Here is a 15,907-nt window from a genome sequence, read left to right as displayed (position 1 = left end):
GTCGTCAGCCCAGAGCCCGGTCGAGGTTGAAGGCGGCGCTGATCAGTGCCAGGTGGGTGAAGGCCTGGGGGAAGTTGCCGATCTGTTCGCCGGTGCGGCCGATCTCCTCGGCGTACAGACCCAGGTGGTTGCCGTAGGTGAGCATCTTCTCGAAGGCGAGCCGGGCCTCGTCGACGCGGCCGGCGCGGGAGAGTGCCTCGACGTACCAGAACGAGCAGATCGAGAAGGTGCCCTCCTCACCGCGCAGGCCGTCCGGGCTGCTGCGCGGATCGTAGCGGTAGACCAGCGAGTCGGACACCAGGTCCTCGCCCAGCACGTCCAGCGTGGAGAGCCACTTCGGGTCGGTGGGTGAGATGAACTTGGCCAGCGGCATCATCAGGACGGCGGCGTCCAGGACGGTGTCGCCCTCGTGCTGGACGAACGCCTTCCGCTCCGCGGACCAGCCCCGGTCCATGATCCGCCGGTAGATCGCGTCGCGGGTCCGCCCCCACCGGAGCATGTCCGCAGGCAGACCGCGGTGGGTGGCGATCCGCATCGCCCGCTCGATGGCGACCCAGCACATCAGCTGCGAGTACAGGAAGTTCTGCGTCTTGCCGCGGGTCTCCCAGATCCCCTCGTCCGGCTGGTCCCAGTTGTCACAGACCCAGTTGACCAGGTTGCCGACGGCATCCCAGTGCTCACTGGACAGCGGCTCCCCCCACTTGTCATAGAGGTAGAGCGAATCGATAAGGGCGCCGTAGATGTCCAGTTGGAGCTGCTTGACGGCGTTGTTGCCGATCCGGACGGGCGCCGAACCGAGATGCCCTTCCAGATGGGACAGCTCCTCCTCGGGAAGTTCGCTGCGACCGTCGATGCCGTACATGATCTGCAGCGGCCCGGCCGCGCACGCTTCGGACCGGATGTTGCCGGACAGGAAGTGCACGAACGCCTTGGCCTCATCGGTGAAGCCCAGCCTGAGCAACGCGTAAATACAGAAGGCGGCGTCCCGCACCCAGGCGTACCGGTAGTCCCAGTTCCGCTCGCCGCCGATCTGTTCGGGCAGGCTGGTCGTGGGCGCGGCCACGATGGCGCCGGTCGGCGCGTAGATGAGGAGCTTGAGCGTGAGCGCGGAACGGTGCACCATCTCCCGCCAGCGTCCCCGGTACCGGGAGTGGGACAGCCAGCTCCGCCAGTACCGCACCGTGGCGCCGAACAGTTCCTCGGCCTCCATCGTCGGACAGGCCCGCGGCTCCAGCCCCCCGCCGATACGGTCGAGCGCGAACACCGCGGCGTCACCCTCGTGCAGCTTGAACGAGGACCAGGCGTCCGGACCGTCGATCTCGACCGGAACGCTGGACGTCAGCGCCAGCGTCAGCCCCGGCGACTCGAAGACCGTATGGCACCCGTGGCTGTTCACGGTGTGCGCACACCGGCCGTAGTCGAACCGGGGAGCCACCCGGGCGATGAACGGCAGCGTGCCGCGGACGCACAGCACCCGGCGGATCAGCCGGTGCCGGTCCGCCTCGCGTGAGTCGTCGACGATCGGCATGAAGTCCTGGACCTCGCCGACACCGTTGTCCGCGAAGAAGCGCGTGATCAGGATGTTGGTGTCGGGGAAGTAGAACTGCTTGGTCCGCGTGGGCACGTCCGGCGCCAGCTCGAAGGACCCGCCACGGTCGGCGTCCAGGATCGACGCGAACACACTCGGCGCGTCGAAACGGGTGCAGCAGTACCAGTCGATGGTCCCGTTCGTGCCGACGAGCGCGGCCGTCCGCATATCGCCGATCAGACCGTGCTCGGCTATCGGGATGTAGCGCGGCGCGTCCGCCCTACTGGGACGCAGGCTCTCACCGGCGACCATGTGACCTCCCCGGCTCTGAGGGCAGGAGGGCTCCGTTCAGGTTACCTCCGGGCCATGACGCACCGCGAACGTTGCCGGGCGGGGGCGGGGACGCGGGAGGGGGCGGGGAAGCGGGCCGGGGGCGGGACAGGGACAGCGGGCGGGGGCGGGACAGGCGCAAATGTTGCCGAGGGCAACGAACCGCAGCCACCAGCCACCTGGCTCGCTAGGTCGCTTGGTCGCTCCTTAAAACTCCATCTCCACATACTCGATGTCGGTGAACTCCACCCGCAGCCCGTCGGCGCGGCGGCCGTGGTCCTTGAAGTAGATCTCCTGCAGCCCCTCGGCGGCGATGTCGCGCAGTTGCTGCTCCGTCGCCCCGGCGGCCTGGGCGTCGAAGAGGCGGGCGGCGTAGGCCGGGGGCAGGGCCTGCGTGATGCGCCGGATGCGGCTGTCGTCGGTGCTGCCCGGGGCGGCGGTGAAGCCGAAGCGGGCGCGGGTCTCGATGACGATGCCGCCGACGGTCGCCGCCCGCTTCTTGGCCCGCTCGCGGACCCGCGGTTGCCACCGCCTGCGGACCTCGCGCTCCATACGGGCGGCCAGGTCCTGGCGGGGCCGCTTGATCTGCGCCTTGACGTAACGCTCGACCGTCCGCTGGGAGACCCCGAGCAGCCGTGCCACCGCCATGGTCGAGCCCTTCTCCGACCTGACCAGGAAGCGCATCTGCGCCGGCGCCGACTTGGGGAGGGGGCGGGTGGCGGTGTGCTCCTCGGCCTTGTCCAGGCTGTCCTGGATGATGCCCATGGCGTGCCCCTACTCCCCGTCTCCGGCGGCGTCGGTGCCCTTGATGTGCCGGGCCGGGTTCATCCGCTCGTCCTCGATCATCGCGGCCACCCACAGGAAGTCCTGGGTGCCCTCGTGCTTGACCATGCCGGGCGACACCCCGAGCCGGAAACCCCCGGGAAGCGGTTTGCCCTCCTCCGTGTACGGGAGGAAGTCGAGCGGCGACGGACCGTGGGAGAGGTAGACGGCGCAGTCCGACAGGACCGCGACCGGGAAGCGCCCGACGGCGGCGAGCTTGGTCATCTTGCGGTGCATGTTGGTGCGGGCCTTGCCGATGAGTTCCGCCCGGATGTGCGGGCTCCAGGTGGGCCGTTCCAGGGCGGGCCAGCGCTCGCCGTATTTGTGGCCGACACCCTGCGGCCGCTCACGGAGCTTGCCGATGCCGCCCTTGACGGTCGACTTGATGGCCGACAGCACGGCCGCCTGCCCGGGGTCCACGTCCTTGTGGCGCGCCATGGCGGCCAGGAAGTCGGCGTCCGGCATTCCCGGGGTGACCCCGAGATCGGCCATCGTGGCCATGTAGGCATCGCGCAGCCGGGTGTACCAGGCGTCCAGATAGGAGCCGTGCTCGTACCGTACGTATGCCTCCAACGGCTCGACGTGCGCGCCGAGTTCGGCCGCGTACGCGAGGGTCGAGGTGGCGTACCAGGCCGGCCCGGCCGGTCGGACGCCCCTCGGGGTGAACGGGTTGGGCAGCCGCGGGTCGACGTCGATGCCGGAGAGGTCGACGAGCCAGGTGCCGGGCAGTTTGGGGTCGAAGGCCGGGGCGTGCACGTGGGTGGCCGGGCCGGTGCCGACGGTGAGGCGGTTCGCCGCCGCGGCGAACGCCATGTTGACGTCGATGCCGACCCCGTACGCATAGCCCTGGGCGCACTCCTCGTCGGTGAGCGGCCGGAACCAGTCATAGGCCTCTTCGTCGAGGACCTGGTCGGGGGTGCGCTCATGATGGCGCGGGTAGCGGGCGGCGACCACCGGGTGTTCGCCGGGCGCCTCGGGCGGCGCGGGATCGACGGGTTCCGTGAGCGCGCCCGGGTTGGGCCCGGAAACCCAGGCGCCGGTGCCGTCGTCCCTGACGGCGCGGGTCGGCGGGCGCAGCGCGGTCATCAGCTCCAGTCCGCAGACGGCCGTCGAACCGCGCGGGGTGATGACCCTCGTCGCGAACGAGCCCAGTACGCGGGCGAGTTCGGCCGCCGGAAGGTGCTCCGCCTCTCCCCAGGAACGGGCGTCGAGCGCGCCCCAAGGGAGGATCGCGAGCTGCACGCACTGCCGCCGGCCACCGTCTGCGGGACGGTAGATCCGCGGCCAGGGACCGAAACCGCGCCGGGTGAGCTGCCACTTGGCGCGCGCGAGTTGCTTGACGATCTTGTGGTCGGCCGCCAGGCGCAGCCTCCGCCGGTCCTCCAGGGCGGCGGGCAGCCCCAGCCGTTCGGCGGCACCGGAGGTGATCACGACCAGCGGGTCCGCGTCCTTGCCGTGCCGATGCAGCCGCGGCGCCCCGAGCTTCGCCTCGGTCAACGCCCACTCGACCAGCGCCGGCACGCTCTTGGCCGGACAGTCCAGCACCAGCCCCTCGACGCAGTACGCGGAACCGTCCCCGTCGAGCACGGCAAGCGGCCCGTGCGCGAACCGGGAGTCGGGGCCGGGGTCGGGCGAGGACGGCTGGGACGGTGGCTGGGGGGTGCGTGGGGGGCGGGCAGGACGGGCGGCGGTACGGGTGGGGCGGGGCGGCTGGGTGGACCGGGGGGCGGGCGCGGCAGGGGCGACAGGGAGGGCAGGGACAATCGCGGCGGGCGCCGTGGAGGCGGGCGCCGATGCGGGTGCTGCGGCCCGGGCGGCAGGGGAGACCGGGGCAGGGATCGGCGCGGGAGCCGGTGCAGGCTCGGCGGGTTCCGGGCGATCGTCGGCACCCGGCCCGGCAGGAAATCTCTCCGCGAGACCCTCCAGCAGCCGCAGATACGCGGCGCGCTTCGGCTGGCGCGGCTCGGTCCGGCCGGCTTCCCAGCTGGTGATCGTCTCCCGCCGGACGGACAGCGCCGCGGCGACCTGATCCTGACTCAGGCCGGCGGCCTCGCGCAGTCGCTTGCGCTCCGCCGGCTCCGGGAGCGCATCCGGCGCACCGGCCTGCGCCAGCAACGCATCAACCGACGCAAAGAGCGCATCCTGCTCACTGGCCACGGGAACCACCTCCCTCGCCACCCTATCCGAATCGCACCCCCACTCCCCCCGCGAAACGCACGCCGGAACGCACCGTCACGCCGCCCGGACCGGGCCCCTCGGCACGCCCTCTCGCCACACCGGGCCCCGCCGTAGGACCATCCCGTAGGACCATGGCTCGCCCGCTCGGCCCCTCACGCACCCTCGGCTCTCACGCTCGGCCAGCATCCCTCGGGAGGACCCCGATCATGCACAGACCGATCGCCGTACGCGGCCTCCGCCCCCTCCTCCTCACCCACCTCCTCCTCGGTCTCGCCGGACTGGCACTCATCGTCGCCCCGCCGGCCCCCTTCGCCCCCGTCGCCCATGCAACCGGCGCTCCTCATCCGGCGCCGGCAAGACTGTCACCCACGTCGACATCGGCAACCTCGTCCGCCTCGGAGGACGACGCGTACTGGACCCCGCAGCGCATGGCGGCCGCCGAGCCGGTCGCGGCCGACAGGAGTGGCCCGGCGAAGAGGAGCAACAGCCTTCGCCCGGCGCGCCCCTCGACCGCGGCGGACCCGGTTCCGCCCAGCCACCCGTTCGACGGCCTCCCGCAGGTCGGCACCTTCTTCTGGACGGACGGCACCAACACCGGCCGCTTCTGCGGTGGAACGGTCGTCCGCAGCCCACTCCGCAACCTCGTCGTCACCGCCGCGCACTGCCTGCGCGCGCCAAATCCGAAGCGCCACCTGTCGTTCGTGCCGCAGTACCACGACGGCCTGAAGCCCCACGGGATCTACCCCGTCGACCGGATCTACCTCGACCAGCGTTACTACGACCTCGGTACGGCCGGGGGCGCACGCTGGGACTACGCGGTCGTACGACTCGGCGCGCGGGCCGACGGGGCCGAGGTGGAGGACGTCACCGGCGGGTACGACCTGGTCCCGTATCCCGGGTACAACCACCGGAACGTGCGGCTCATCGGTTACCCGGGCAACAGTGACACCACCCACCCCAAGCCGCTGGACTGCACCTCGTCCACGCACCGCTACACCAGCACCGACCCGGCCGCCCCCGGCGACTTCCTGGAGATCGCCTGCGCCGGCTACATCGGCGGCACCTCCGGCGGGCCGTTCCTGGTACGGGACTTCACCGGTTACGCCCTGATCGGGGTCATCGGCGGCTACCACACCGGCGGGGACTTCCCCGACGTCTCCTACAGCTCGTATTTCACCCTCGACACGATGGCGCTCTATCTGCACGCCGTACGCGGCGACACTCCGGCCGCACCCCGCGTTCCCTCCGCGTGACCAGGCCCCGGCATCGCCCCCTGTTAATGTCGGCAATGCCGTAAGAAAACCGGCTTTCCGTCGGAGAGCCGGTTTTCGCACGGCAGATCTCAATTCCGGTCAGGCCGGCAGTGGAAGGTGATGACCCGCGTTGGTGCCGTCGTTTCTCGTATCCGCCCTGAATCGCCTCTTCCGGAACGAGTCATGGCGTCGGCTGCACGCACGGGCCGCTTTCTGGGTGACCGTCGGCATGAGCGCGCTGCTGCTCGCGGGCGCTGCTCTGGTGGTCGTCGCCGAATCGGGCGCACCGCGGGCGAATATCACGTCGTACCCGAAAGCGGTGTGGTGGTCGATCGAGACGGCGACCACGGTGGGGTACGGGGACTTCTACCCGGTGACGGTGTGGGGCAGGGTCATCGCGTCCCTTTTGATGCTCGGCGCCATTACGGCGTTCGGCGTCCTCACGGCCGCCCTCGCCACGTGGTTCGTCGGTCGTGCGGAGCAGGACGCGATCCGGCTGGGTAAGGCGATCGGCAGCCACACGCGCGAGGATGCGGAGGCGCTGCGGGCGGAGTTGCGGACGCTGCATGCGCGTTTCGACCATGTCGAGAATCTGATCAGGGGCCGCGGCCCCTCCGCGCCTTCCTGAACGCTTCAGGAGGTGGTCGGCGGGGCTAAAGTGGTGACGTGATCGATTCTTCCGACGTCCGCCGTATCGCCCTGTCCCTCCCGGAAACGGTGGAGAAGGAAGCCTGGGAGATGCCCACGTTCCGGGTGGCGGGGAAGATGTTCGTCACCGTTCCCGACGACGAGACGTCATTCGCCGTGCGCTGCCCCATCCACGAGCGGCACGAGCTGATCGCCGCGGAACCGCACAAATTCTGGGTGCCGCCGCATGAGGCAGGTTCTCACTGGGTGCGGGTCCGGCTGGCCGCGCTGGAGGACGTGGACGAACTCCGGGACATCCTCGTGGATTCCTGGAAGCAGGCCGCCCCGGCACGGTTGTTGGACAGCTTCCGCCCGAGCGAGAATGCGTAATCGAGAAGGCACAATCACGAGAAGGCGCAATCGAGAACGACTGCTACCTACTGGTGGTGACGGCGGCGCAGATCGCTCCAGTCGAGAGCCTGGGACGCCTTGAGTTGGGAATGCTCGGCCGCCTCACGGGTTGCGGCGAGGACGTCGCCGTGCTCCTCGACGAGCTCTTCGTAGATGGGCGTGGTGCCGGAGGAGTGCGTGGCGGTGCTCATATCGGCGGTTCCTTCTTTCCGTGTGCTTACGCTGGTTCGGCTCGGTAGGTATTCGCCGCCCCGGGAAGAAGGGAGCACCGGTGGGGTCAGCCGGCCTCGGTGGGTCGACTGAAACCTTGGTGCGCAAAGGGAGGTTGTCCCCACTGATACACCGCTCCCCCGTGCGGCGCTGGCCATCGTGTCATGTGCCTGGCGAGCATGCAAAGATCATCCCAGAGCCTGAGACTGTTGATCACCGTTGATGATCGAACGCACGGTTTGTGCGCACGAAAGGCACGTGCGAAGGGTACGCACGGAGGACCCGTAGGGGCGCGGCGGGGCACGGTGCGCGCCCCGCCGCCCCCCACAGCCCCCACTCCCCGCCCATGCCCGGGAAGGCTGCGGCTGGTCGGGGGACGCTGCGGCTTGGCGCGCCCGGGGCGGGCGGACGGCTGCCAATACTGAGCGCATGCCGGAAATCGCTGAGGCGCGGGTGCGGAGGGTGGGGGCGGAATGAGCGCGCGAGAGGTGGCCGTCACGGGGCTGGGGCTGGTGACGCCCGCGGGCGTGGGGGTCGCCGCGACCTGGCAGGGCTTGCTGACGGGCGCATCCACCGCGGCGACCGAGCCGTCACTCGCCGGCCTTCCGGTGGACTTCTGCTGCCGGGTGCCCCACTTCGACGCTGCCGCGCAGCTCGGACGCCGGCTCTCCTGGCGGCTGGACCGGTGCGCGGCCATGGCCCTGGTGGCCGCCCGCGAGGCGGTGAAGGACGCCGGGTTGGGCGCCGGCAGGTGGGATCCCGTACGGGTGGGGGTCGTCCTGGGGGTGGGTACGGCGAGCATGGAGCGCTACGAGGCGGAGTTCACCAAGCTCACCGAGGGACGGGCCACGGACATCTCCCCGTTGGCCATTCCGCGCAGTGTGCCGAACATGGTGGCCGGCGAAGTGGGGATGGACCTCCAGGTGCGGGGGCCGAACTTGACGGTCAGTACGGCGTGCGCGTCCGGCGCGACGGCCTTGGGCACCGCCCGCCAGCTGCTGCTCGCGGGCGCCTGCGACGTGGTGGTGGCGGGTGGCAGCGAATCGCTGTGCAGCCGGGTGCCGGCCGCCTGCTTCCACCAGATGGGCGCGCTGTCCCGGCGGGCGGACGACCCCGCGGGCGCGTCCCGCCCCTTCGACGCGGACCGTGACGGGTTCGTCCTGGCGGAGGGGGCCGGGGTGCTCGTACTGGAGCGGCTGGCACATGCCCGGTCGCGCGGTGCCCGCCCGCACGCCTACCTGTCCGGCTACGGGGCGTCGTGCGATGCGTACCACTTCACGGCGCCGCACCCGGAAGGACGCGGGGCGGCCGAGGCGTTGTCGGCCGCGCTGGGCGACGCGGGGATCGAGCCGGGCGATGTCGACCACGTCAATGCGCACGGCACGTCGACGGTCCTCAACGACCGGGCGGAGGCGCTGGCACTGCGGCAGGTCTTCCGGCGGCCGCCGCTGGTGACCGCGGTGAAGGGGGCCCTGGGGCACTCGGCCGGTGGCGCCGGGGCGATCGAGGCGGCGTGCACGGTCCTGACGCTGGCGGAGCAGGTGATCCCGCCGACGGCGAATCTGCGGCGGCAGGATCCCGAGATCGAGCTCGACGTGGTCGCGAAGGCGCCACGGCCGTTGCCGATGGCGGTGGCGGTGAGCAATGCGTTCGGGTTCGGCGGCCAGAACGCCGTACTGGTCTTCCACGCGGCGTCGTAGAGCCAGTCCAGCCGTGGAGCCGATGGGGGCGCACGGACGCGGCCGGAGATCACGCGAATGCTCGCATTGCAACGGTGCGCCGGTGCGCCGGGGCCGCTGATCCCTGACACTTCGACATACTGCAATACATTCCTCATAAATAGGAATAACGTCAGTGCCCCATGCCACAGTGCGGGCCCGCGGTGCGGACGCTGCCGCGCCGCGGCCGGCCGCGCGGTCGAAGGAGTGAGTCGTTGATCACGATCACCGGTGCCACCGGCTTTCTCGGCGCACAGCTCCTCGCCGCGCTGCTGCGCAGGGACGACCGTCCCGTCTGCGCCCTCGTACGAGGCGATCCGGTCTCCGCACGCGAACGCCTGCTACGGGCCGTACGCAGCACAGCCGCCGGGCCCGGGGGCGAGGCCGGATCGCGGATCGCGTGGGACGCCGACGAGTTCCACCGGCGGGTCACCCCGATGCGGATCGAGCTGTCCGCCCCGCGGCTGGGGCTGTCCGAGGCGGAACACGCGGTGCTGGCGCGGCGCACGCAGGAGCTGTGGCACTGCGCCGCCGACACCAGCCCGCTGGGCCAGGCGGCGGCACTGCACCGCACCAACGTGGAGGGCACCCGCCGCGTCCTGGAGCTGCTGAGCGCCGGCGGGCGTACCGGGCGGCTGTTCCACATCAGCACCGCGTTCGTCGCGGGCGGGCGCCGAACGGGCCTGGTGTACGAGGACACGCTGGATGAGCAGTACGGATTTGCCACCCTGTACGAGGAGTCGAAGTTCCGCGCCGAGAGCCTGGTGCGCGCATGGGCACGGGCCGAGGGCCGGCCGGCGGTGGTCTTCCGCCCGAGTCTGCTGGTGACCGACCGGCCGTCCCAGGCAGGTGAGCCGCGCCACTGGCTGGCGGTCCAGGCGGCCCGGATCAGCATGCTGGAGCGACAGGATCCGGCTTTCGTCCTACGCGCCGCCGGTCTGGCCGGCGGCGACATCAGCTTCCCCTATACGGCGCGCGTGCCGGGCCGGCCGGACGCCGTCGTCAACCTGCTGCAGGTCGACTGGGCGGTGACGGCCATGCTGCGCTGCGCCGCCGCCCGCCCCGCGAAGACGGTGGCCGACCCGGAGTCACCCGTGGAGACCTATCACGTGACGCACCAACAGGACTGCTCGGTGCAGGAGTTGGTGCGGATCGCCTTGAGCGGATGTGACTGGCTCGATGTCACGCTTGACCCGGACCTGACGGCCGAAGACATGCGCCCGCTGGAGCGGTTCCTCATCCGCCTGGCCGCCGGACTGACTCCGCACTGGTGGTCCCGCCGCCACTACGACCGGACCCGCCTGGAGGCCGCGGCGGCCGGCCTGGCACCACCGCCGGAACTGTCCGGGGAGTACGTCCGCGCGGGCATGAGCATGCCCTCGTCGCCCGGCTTCTCCGCCCCTCCTCCCTCTCCCTCCTCCTCTTCCCCCTCTTTCTCCTCTCCACAGAAGGGAGCCGTGACGGCTCGTGTCTGATTCCTGCCCGACGCACACTCCCCCTGCTCCCTCCCCCGCCTACGCCGTCATCTGCGCGGCCCTGAGCGAGACCTTCGGCATCGACACGGCCGAACTGCGTCCTGACGCGACGTTCGAGGAACTCGACGTCGATTCCCTCGCACTCCTGGAATTCGCCCTCGTCATGGGCGAACGCCTCGGGGTGACCGGGGAGACCGAGCTGCGTCCGGGTATGACGCTCGCGGAGGCAACAGCGCTCGTCGAGACGTCTTCCGTGCGGTCGTGACCGGCGCCCGCCTCTCACCCGCTCCGCCGCACGGCCGCTCGTGGTCGGAATCAGGCTCGGCTCGAGGGTGAGGTCAGGTCGGTCACATCGGCGTGACCGGACGTGACTGACGGGCCGTCATGGTGCGGGTGCCCCTGTCGGGGATGACGATCACGGCGGCCGCGCCCCGGCGCCCACCAGTTGGCCCGCCCCGCCAGCCGCATCACCGACGGGACGAGCACCCCCCGTACCACCGTGGCATCGACCACGACGGCCAGCGCCAGACCGACTCCCAGTTCCTTGAGCAGCAGCACGCCCGAGGAGGCGAGCGCGCCCATGGCCACGGCTACCGCGAGCGCCGCCGCGGTGAACAGCCGTCCGGTCCGGGAGATGCCGTGGACGATCGCCGCCGTATTGTCGCCCGTCGCCCGGTAGTGCTCCTGGATGCGGGAGAGCAGAAACAGCTCGTAGTCCACTGACAGGCCGAACGCCACGCTGAACAGAAGCAGCGGAATCGTCATGTCGATCGTGCCGGTGACGGTGAAGTCGCCGAGCAGTGACCGCAGATGACCGTCCTGGAAGACGAAGACGAGACCGCCGAGGGCGGCGGTGAGGCTCAGCGCCGCCACCGCGAGCACCTTCAGCGGAATCAGCACGCTGCGGGTGAACAGGAACACCACGGCCATGGTCCCGGCGGCGATCAGTCCCAGTGCCAGCGGAAGCCGGTGCGCCAACGCGGCCCGGGCGTCGACGACTTGAGCGGCCCAGCCGGCGAGATGCAGGGTGCCGCCGGGGGCCGGCAGCCGACGGACCGCGTGCACGAGTGCGGCGGCACGCGCCGACTGCGGATCGGACCGCAGCGTCAACGTCACCACAGTGCCCCGCACCACGTGCCCGAGGGCTGCCCCGCCCGGCCTCGGCGCATACGCTCCCCCGCCCGTCTCCGAGGGATACGCTCCCTCGCCCCCCACCCGCCGCCCGCCCTCGTACCGTCCCGTCGCCGGAACGGTCACCGTCGCCTCCCCCCGCACCCCGGCCAGCGCGGACAGCCTGCGCCCGTACGCATCCAGCGCCGTCCGGTCGGCGGCCGGATCGACGCCCGGGAGAACCGCCACCAGGGTGCCCTCCGCGGACATCCCCCACTCCCTCCGTACGAGATCGGCGGTCGCATGCGATTCGGCGCCGGCCGGCAGGATCCGTTCATCGGCGAGCCCGGGGCGGCCGTGTGCGAACGGCACCACCAGCACGGCCAGCACCACCAGGCAGGCCGCTCCCCAGCACACCGGCCGCCGGGTGACCGCCCGTGCGACCGCGCCCCACAGCGGACTGTCCCCGCCGATCGTCGGCGCCGGCGCCCACCGGAACCGTCCCAGGGGATCCAGCGCCGTGACCCGGCTCCCCCAGCGGACCAGTACGGCCGGCAGCACGAACACCGCGGTAAGGGCGGCGAGTACGACCACCACCATGCCCGCGTACGCCATCGAGCGCAGGAACGAGAAGGGGAACACCAACAGCGCCGCCAGGGCCGCGGTCACCGTACCGGCGGACACCGCGACCGTACGGCCGGCCGTCGCCACGCCGGCCCGCGCCGCCTCCTGTGCGGTACGCCCGCGGGCCTGCTCCTCACGGAACCGGGCGACGATGAACAGGGCGTAGTCCACCGCCAGTCCGAAGCCGAGCGCGCCGATGAGGTTGACGGCGAAAACGGAGACGTCCGTGACGGCGGTGAGCGCCCACAGCACCGCGAGCGCCCCCACCGCCGCCACCCCGCCGACCAGCACCGGCAGGAGCGCCGCCACCAGCGAACGGAACGCCAGGGCCAGGATCACGAAGGTCAGCGGTGCGGCGATCAGTTCGGCCCGCAGCAGGTCCGTACGTGCCTGTCCGGTCGACTGCGCCAGGCTCCACGCGGGCCCGGTGGCGCGGATCGCGAACGGGCCGATCTCCCCGGTGTAGCGCGGTACGACCCGCTCCGCGGTACGCGCCGTCTCGGTCTCGCTCCCCGCCAGATCGACCAGCACGAGCGCGGCCCGCCCATCCCTGGACCGCAACCCGGCCGCACGCCCACGTTCAAGGCCGAGATCAAGAGGATCGAGATCACGAGCAAGACCGGTACCACGAGGGCTGTGCACACCGTCCACGTCCGCCGTCCAGTACGAGCGGACCCCGGCCACCCCTCCCTCGGCCGCCAGCCGCTCCGTCAGACGTCGTCCCGCGACGCGCACCGCCGGACCGTCCAGCGCATTCCGCGGTGAGACCGGCCGGACGACCAGCACGAGTTCCGGACTGCCGGCCCCGTAGCGCGCCGCCCATGCCTCGGCCCGCGCCGAAGGTGTCCCCGACGCGGCCAGCCCGCCTACGGACAGCCGATCGGCCAGCCCCGCGGCAGCACATCCGAAGAGGACGCACACCACCCCCGCCACCACCAGCACCCGCCGCGGAAACCGCACCCCCCACTCCGCGAACCCCCACCGGCCCGTCCCGCCGTATCCCTTGCCCATCGCGCCATGGTCCGGCCGGCCTGCGGGCAGGTAGAGCTGACGCGCCGTCAGTCACGACACACATGGAACGGATGGCGCACCATGAAGGACACACGAGTCCGCAACCCGACCCCATGCCCATGCCCATGCCCGCCGCGATTACCCCGCCCCATCGCCCCACCGGAGGTCAACCCGTGACCCAGATCCGCTACCTACGGTTCCAAGGCACGACGCGCAGCCCGCACGGCCACTTCCCCGGCATCTTCGCCCTCGCCAACGGGCTCGCCCGGGACGGCAGGCTGAGCGAGGAGCAGTACCGCTTCTGGCGCGCCGGTAACGACTGGTACGACGCCCACTACGCCGATCCGTCCCACACCGACCCACTCGTCTACGACCGGCAACGGAACCCGTGCGCAGTGGCCTGGTTCAAGACCACTGCGACCCACCTCATAGAGCGCGTGGACGGCTACCTGCACCTACTGACCGCACACGGCGTCCCGTACGAACGACTGGAGTCCGCCGACCCGGGCCGCATCATCTACGAGGACGACGACCAGGTCGTGGTCGTACCCCGGGGCTGAGGAGAGCCCGCGTCCGCTCGGGGTGTCGCGGACTCAGTGCGGGATGCCGTCGATGAGTTCGCGGGCGCCCTGGCGCAGCAGGGTCACGGCCACGGAGGTGCCGAGCGTCTCCGGGGTGAGCGGGCCGGCCCATTCGTGGGCGTTGAGGACCGTCTTGCCGTCCGGGGTGAAGACGCAGGCGCGCAGGGAGAGTTCGCCGCGGCGGTCCGTGGTGGCGTAACCCGCGATCGGGCTGTTGCAGTGCCCCTGCAGGACGTGCAGCAGCATCCGCTCGGCGGTGGTCTCCTGGTGCGTTGGGGGGTGGCCCAGACCGCTGACCGCGTCGATGGTCTCGGTGTCGTCCTCACGGCACTGGAGCGCCAGCACACCCGCGCCGATCGGCGGGCACATCTCCTCGACGGAAAGGATCTGGGTGATCACGTCCGTACGGCCGATGCGTTCAAGGCCCGAGACGGCCAGCAGCAATGCATCCGCCTCGCCGGCCGCGAGCTTCTCCATGCGGCGGTTGGCGTTGCCGCGCATCGGCACGCACTGGAGGTGCGGGTGCGAGGCGGCGAGCTGGGCGATCCGCCGGACCGAGGAGGTACCGATCCGGGTGCCGGCGGGGAGCTCGTCGAGCGTACGGCCACCCGGGTCGATCAGCGCATCGCGGACGTCATCGCGCTCCAGGAACGCGGCGAAGGTCGTCCCGGCCGGCAGCGGGCGGTCGCCCGGGATGTCCTTGACGCAGTGCACCGCCAGATCCGCCTCACCGGCGAGCAGCGCGGCGTCGACCTCCTTGGTGAACGCGCCCTTGCCCTCGACCTGCGAGAGCGCGCCCATCCAGCGGTCACCGGTGGTCTTGACCGGGATGACCTCGGTGGCGATGCCGGGATGGAGCGCGGCGAGTTCGGTGCGTACCCGCTCCACCTGGGCCAGGGCCATCGGCGAGTCGCGGGAGACGATACGGATCAGTTCTGGGGCGGACATGCGCCCACGATAGTCCGTCAGTTATGGACGGCAGCCCTCAGGAGGCCACCCGCGGGGGCGTTTCCTCGGCGTCCTCTCGCTTCGTCCACGTGATCGCGGGATACGGTCCCTTCATGTCCCGGTCAACGCCCAGTTCCAGCGCCAGTTCCAGCGACAGTGCCGGTTCGAGTTTCCGTTGCGGCGCCGCTTCCGAGCCTCCTGCGTCCGCGTCCAGGCCCCTGCCCCTGTCCCCGCCCCCGTCCTCCCTTACCGTCACCGCGGACGACCTCGACCGTTGCGTGCAGCTCGCGGTGGCCGCGCTGCGCCGGGCGCCCGCGGACGCGTGGCAGCAAAAAGCCGGTTCGCTGGAGTGGGACTGCTGGGAGACGGTCGAGCATCTCAGTGACGACCTCTTCGCCTACGCCGTCCAACTCGGGCCGCGGAAGCCGCCGTTGGACGGTGAGGTGCCCTTCGTGTGGGAGAGCCGGCGGCCGGGCGGGCCCGCGAACGCCGTACATGCCGACCGCGCGGCGGGGCCGGCGGGGCTGTTGCAGGTGCTGGAGGCGTGCGGCGCGCTGTTGGTCGCCATGGTGCGCACGGCGTCTCCGGAGGTCCGGGCTCACCATGTGTTCGGGCTGTCGGACCCGGCGGGCTTCGCGGCGATGGGGGCGGTGGAGACCTTGGTCCACACCCACGATCTGGCCGAGGGGCTGGGGCTGACCTGGGAGCCGCCCGCCGACCTGTGCACACGGGTGCTCGCCCGGCTGTTCCCGGACGCCCTGGGTGTCCTGGGTGATCCGGGTGACCCGGGTGCGGCGGGCACACCGGGGGCTCCAGCTGACGCGGGGGCCCCGGCGACCCCCGACCCGTGGGCCGTCCTGTTGTGGGCCACCGGACGCGGTGCGCTGCCGGGGCGTCCTCGTCCGACCAGTTGGCGCTGGGACAGCAGCGTGCGCCGATGAAGTCCGAGGTGACTGCGCCGACGGGGTGACGAGGGGGTGACGACGGAGCCTGTCGTGACGACGGAGCCCTCGTCGATCCCGCCCGGGAACGTGCGTCGTCGGGCTGCGTCGGGTGGAGGGCAAGGGCGCGGTACGGTACC

At 71.3% G+C, this 15,907-nt stretch carries 14 protein-coding genes; 8 read left to right on the top strand and 6 right to left on the bottom strand.

The features are described from left to right. Window positions 1–4: 4 nt before the first annotated feature. The 3 genes from ACZ7MX_RS17080 to tap form a co-directional block, all read right to left on the bottom strand. Complete coding sequence (locus tag ACZ7MX_RS17080) at window positions 5–1,840, bottom strand: glycoside hydrolase family 15 protein (protein ID WP_472132824.1); 1,836 nt, start codon at window positions 1,838–1,840, stop codon at window positions 5–7. 225 nt (window positions 1,841–2,065) lie between these two features. Continuing rightward, a complete protein-coding gene (gene tpg, locus ACZ7MX_RS17075; protein WP_472132822.1) occupies window positions 2,066–2,623 on the bottom strand; it encodes a telomere-protecting terminal protein Tpg in 558 nt (185 codons plus the stop codon). A gap of 9 nt (window positions 2,624–2,632) precedes the next feature. Then, complete coding sequence (tap, locus tag ACZ7MX_RS17070) at window positions 2,633–4,837, bottom strand: telomere-associated protein Tap (RefSeq protein WP_472132820.1); 2,205 nt, start codon at window positions 4,835–4,837, stop codon at window positions 2,633–2,635. 227 nt (window positions 4,838–5,064) lie between these two features. On the opposite strand from tap, the gene ACZ7MX_RS17065 reads away from it, so the two are divergent. The 3 genes from ACZ7MX_RS17065 (at window position 5,065) to ACZ7MX_RS17055 (ending at window position 7,128) form a co-directional block, all read left to right on the top strand. Continuing rightward, window positions 5,065–6,111 carry a trypsin-like serine peptidase gene (locus ACZ7MX_RS17065; protein WP_472132818.1) on the top strand — a complete coding sequence of 349 codons (1,047 nt, stop codon included), beginning with the start codon at window positions 5,065–5,067 and terminating at the stop codon, window positions 6,109–6,111. A gap of 229 nt (window positions 6,112–6,340) precedes the next feature. Then, entirely contained in the window at window positions 6,341–6,739 is a 399-nt protein-coding gene (locus ACZ7MX_RS17060; protein ID WP_472132816.1) for a potassium channel family protein, read from the top strand. 38 nt (window positions 6,740–6,777) lie between these two features. Further along, a complete protein-coding gene (locus ACZ7MX_RS17055) occupies window positions 6,778–7,128 on the top strand; it encodes an MmcQ/YjbR family DNA-binding protein (protein WP_472132814.1) in 351 nt (116 codons plus the stop codon). A gap of 47 nt (window positions 7,129–7,175) precedes the next feature. Here ACZ7MX_RS17055 and ACZ7MX_RS17050 read toward each other — a convergent pair whose 3' ends face one another. Beyond that, entirely contained in the window at window positions 7,176–7,340 is a 165-nt protein-coding gene (locus ACZ7MX_RS17050; protein WP_472132812.1) for a hypothetical protein, read from the bottom strand. 492 nt (window positions 7,341–7,832) lie between these two features. Here ACZ7MX_RS17050 and ACZ7MX_RS17045 point away from each other — a divergent pair, with 492 nt between their 5' ends. The 3 genes from ACZ7MX_RS17045 (at window position 7,833) to ACZ7MX_RS17035 (ending at window position 10,817) form a co-directional block, all read left to right on the top strand. Beyond that, window positions 7,833–9,059: a beta-ketoacyl-[acyl-carrier-protein] synthase family protein gene (locus tag ACZ7MX_RS17045; RefSeq protein ID WP_472132810.1), complete on the top strand. Its 1,227-nt coding sequence runs from the start codon at window positions 7,833–7,835 to the stop codon at window positions 9,057–9,059. Between the two features lie 233 nt (window positions 9,060–9,292). Continuing rightward, a complete protein-coding gene (locus ACZ7MX_RS17040; RefSeq protein ID WP_472132808.1) occupies window positions 9,293–10,552 on the top strand; it encodes an SDR family oxidoreductase in 1,260 nt (419 codons plus the stop codon). Continuing rightward, window positions 10,545–10,817 carry an acyl carrier protein gene (locus tag ACZ7MX_RS17035; RefSeq protein ID WP_472132806.1) on the top strand — a complete coding sequence of 91 codons (273 nt, stop codon included), beginning with the start codon at window positions 10,545–10,547 and terminating at the stop codon, window positions 10,815–10,817. Before ACZ7MX_RS17040 ends, ACZ7MX_RS17035 begins: the two co-directional genes overlap by 8 nt. A gap of 50 nt (window positions 10,818–10,867) precedes the next feature. Here ACZ7MX_RS17035 and ACZ7MX_RS17030 read toward each other — a convergent pair whose 3' ends face one another. After that, window positions 10,868–13,297, bottom strand: a complete 2,430-nt coding sequence (locus ACZ7MX_RS17030) for an MMPL family transporter (RefSeq protein WP_472132804.1) — start codon at window positions 13,295–13,297, stop codon at window positions 10,868–10,870. Between the two features lie 173 nt (window positions 13,298–13,470). Between ACZ7MX_RS17030 and ACZ7MX_RS17025 the strand changes: the two genes are divergently transcribed. Then, window positions 13,471–13,857: a hypothetical protein gene (locus ACZ7MX_RS17025; protein WP_472132802.1), complete on the top strand. Its 387-nt coding sequence runs from the start codon at window positions 13,471–13,473 to the stop codon at window positions 13,855–13,857. 33 nt (window positions 13,858–13,890) lie between these two features. On the opposite strand, the gene hemC is transcribed toward ACZ7MX_RS17025, so the two are convergent. Then, window positions 13,891–14,826 (bottom strand): hydroxymethylbilane synthase, encoded by a 936-nt coding sequence (gene hemC / locus ACZ7MX_RS17020; protein WP_472132800.1) that lies wholly within the window; start codon window positions 14,824–14,826, stop codon window positions 13,891–13,893. A 278-nt stretch (window positions 14,827–15,104) separates the two neighbouring features. On the opposite strand from hemC, the gene ACZ7MX_RS17015 reads away from it, so the two are divergent. After that, on the top strand, window positions 15,105–15,767 hold the full coding sequence (locus tag ACZ7MX_RS17015) for a hypothetical protein (RefSeq protein ID WP_472132799.1): 663 nt from the start codon (window positions 15,105–15,107) through the stop codon (window positions 15,765–15,767). Window positions 15,768–15,907 lie beyond the last annotated feature (140 nt).

The sequence above is a fragment of the Streptomyces sp. NPDC107765 genome, from assembly GCF_055657085.1.
This window is presented reverse-complemented; position numbering and strand designations above follow the sequence as displayed.

Bases quoted from the DNA above. Each gene is read 5' to 3' on its own strand.
- ACZ7MX_RS17060 (WP_472132816.1), top strand. From the start codon at position 6,341: ATGAGCGCGCTGCTGCTCGCGGGCGCTGCTCTGGTGGTCGTCGCCGAA.
- ACZ7MX_RS17045 (WP_472132810.1), top strand. From the start codon at position 7,833: ATGAGCGCGCGAGAGGTGGCCGTCACGGGGCTGGGGCTGGTGACGCCC.
- ACZ7MX_RS17030 (WP_472132804.1), bottom strand. From the start codon at position 13,297: ATGGGCAAGGGATACGGCGGGACGGGCCGGTGGGGGTTCGCGGAGTGG.
- tpg (WP_472132822.1), bottom strand. From the start codon at position 2,623: ATGGGCATCATCCAGGACAGCCTGGACAAGGCCGAGGAGCACACCGCC.
- ACZ7MX_RS17065 (WP_472132818.1), top strand. From the start codon at position 5,065: ATGCACAGACCGATCGCCGTACGCGGCCTCCGCCCCCTCCTCCTCACC.
- ACZ7MX_RS17050 (WP_472132812.1), bottom strand. From the start codon at position 7,340: ATGAGCACCGCCACGCACTCCTCCGGCACCACGCCCATCTACGAAGAG.
- hemC (WP_472132800.1), bottom strand. From the start codon at position 14,826: ATGTCCGCCCCAGAACTGATCCGTATCGTCTCCCGCGACTCGCCGATG.
- ACZ7MX_RS17080 (WP_472132824.1), bottom strand. From the start codon at position 1,840: ATGGTCGCCGGTGAGAGCCTGCGTCCCAGTAGGGCGGACGCGCCGCGC.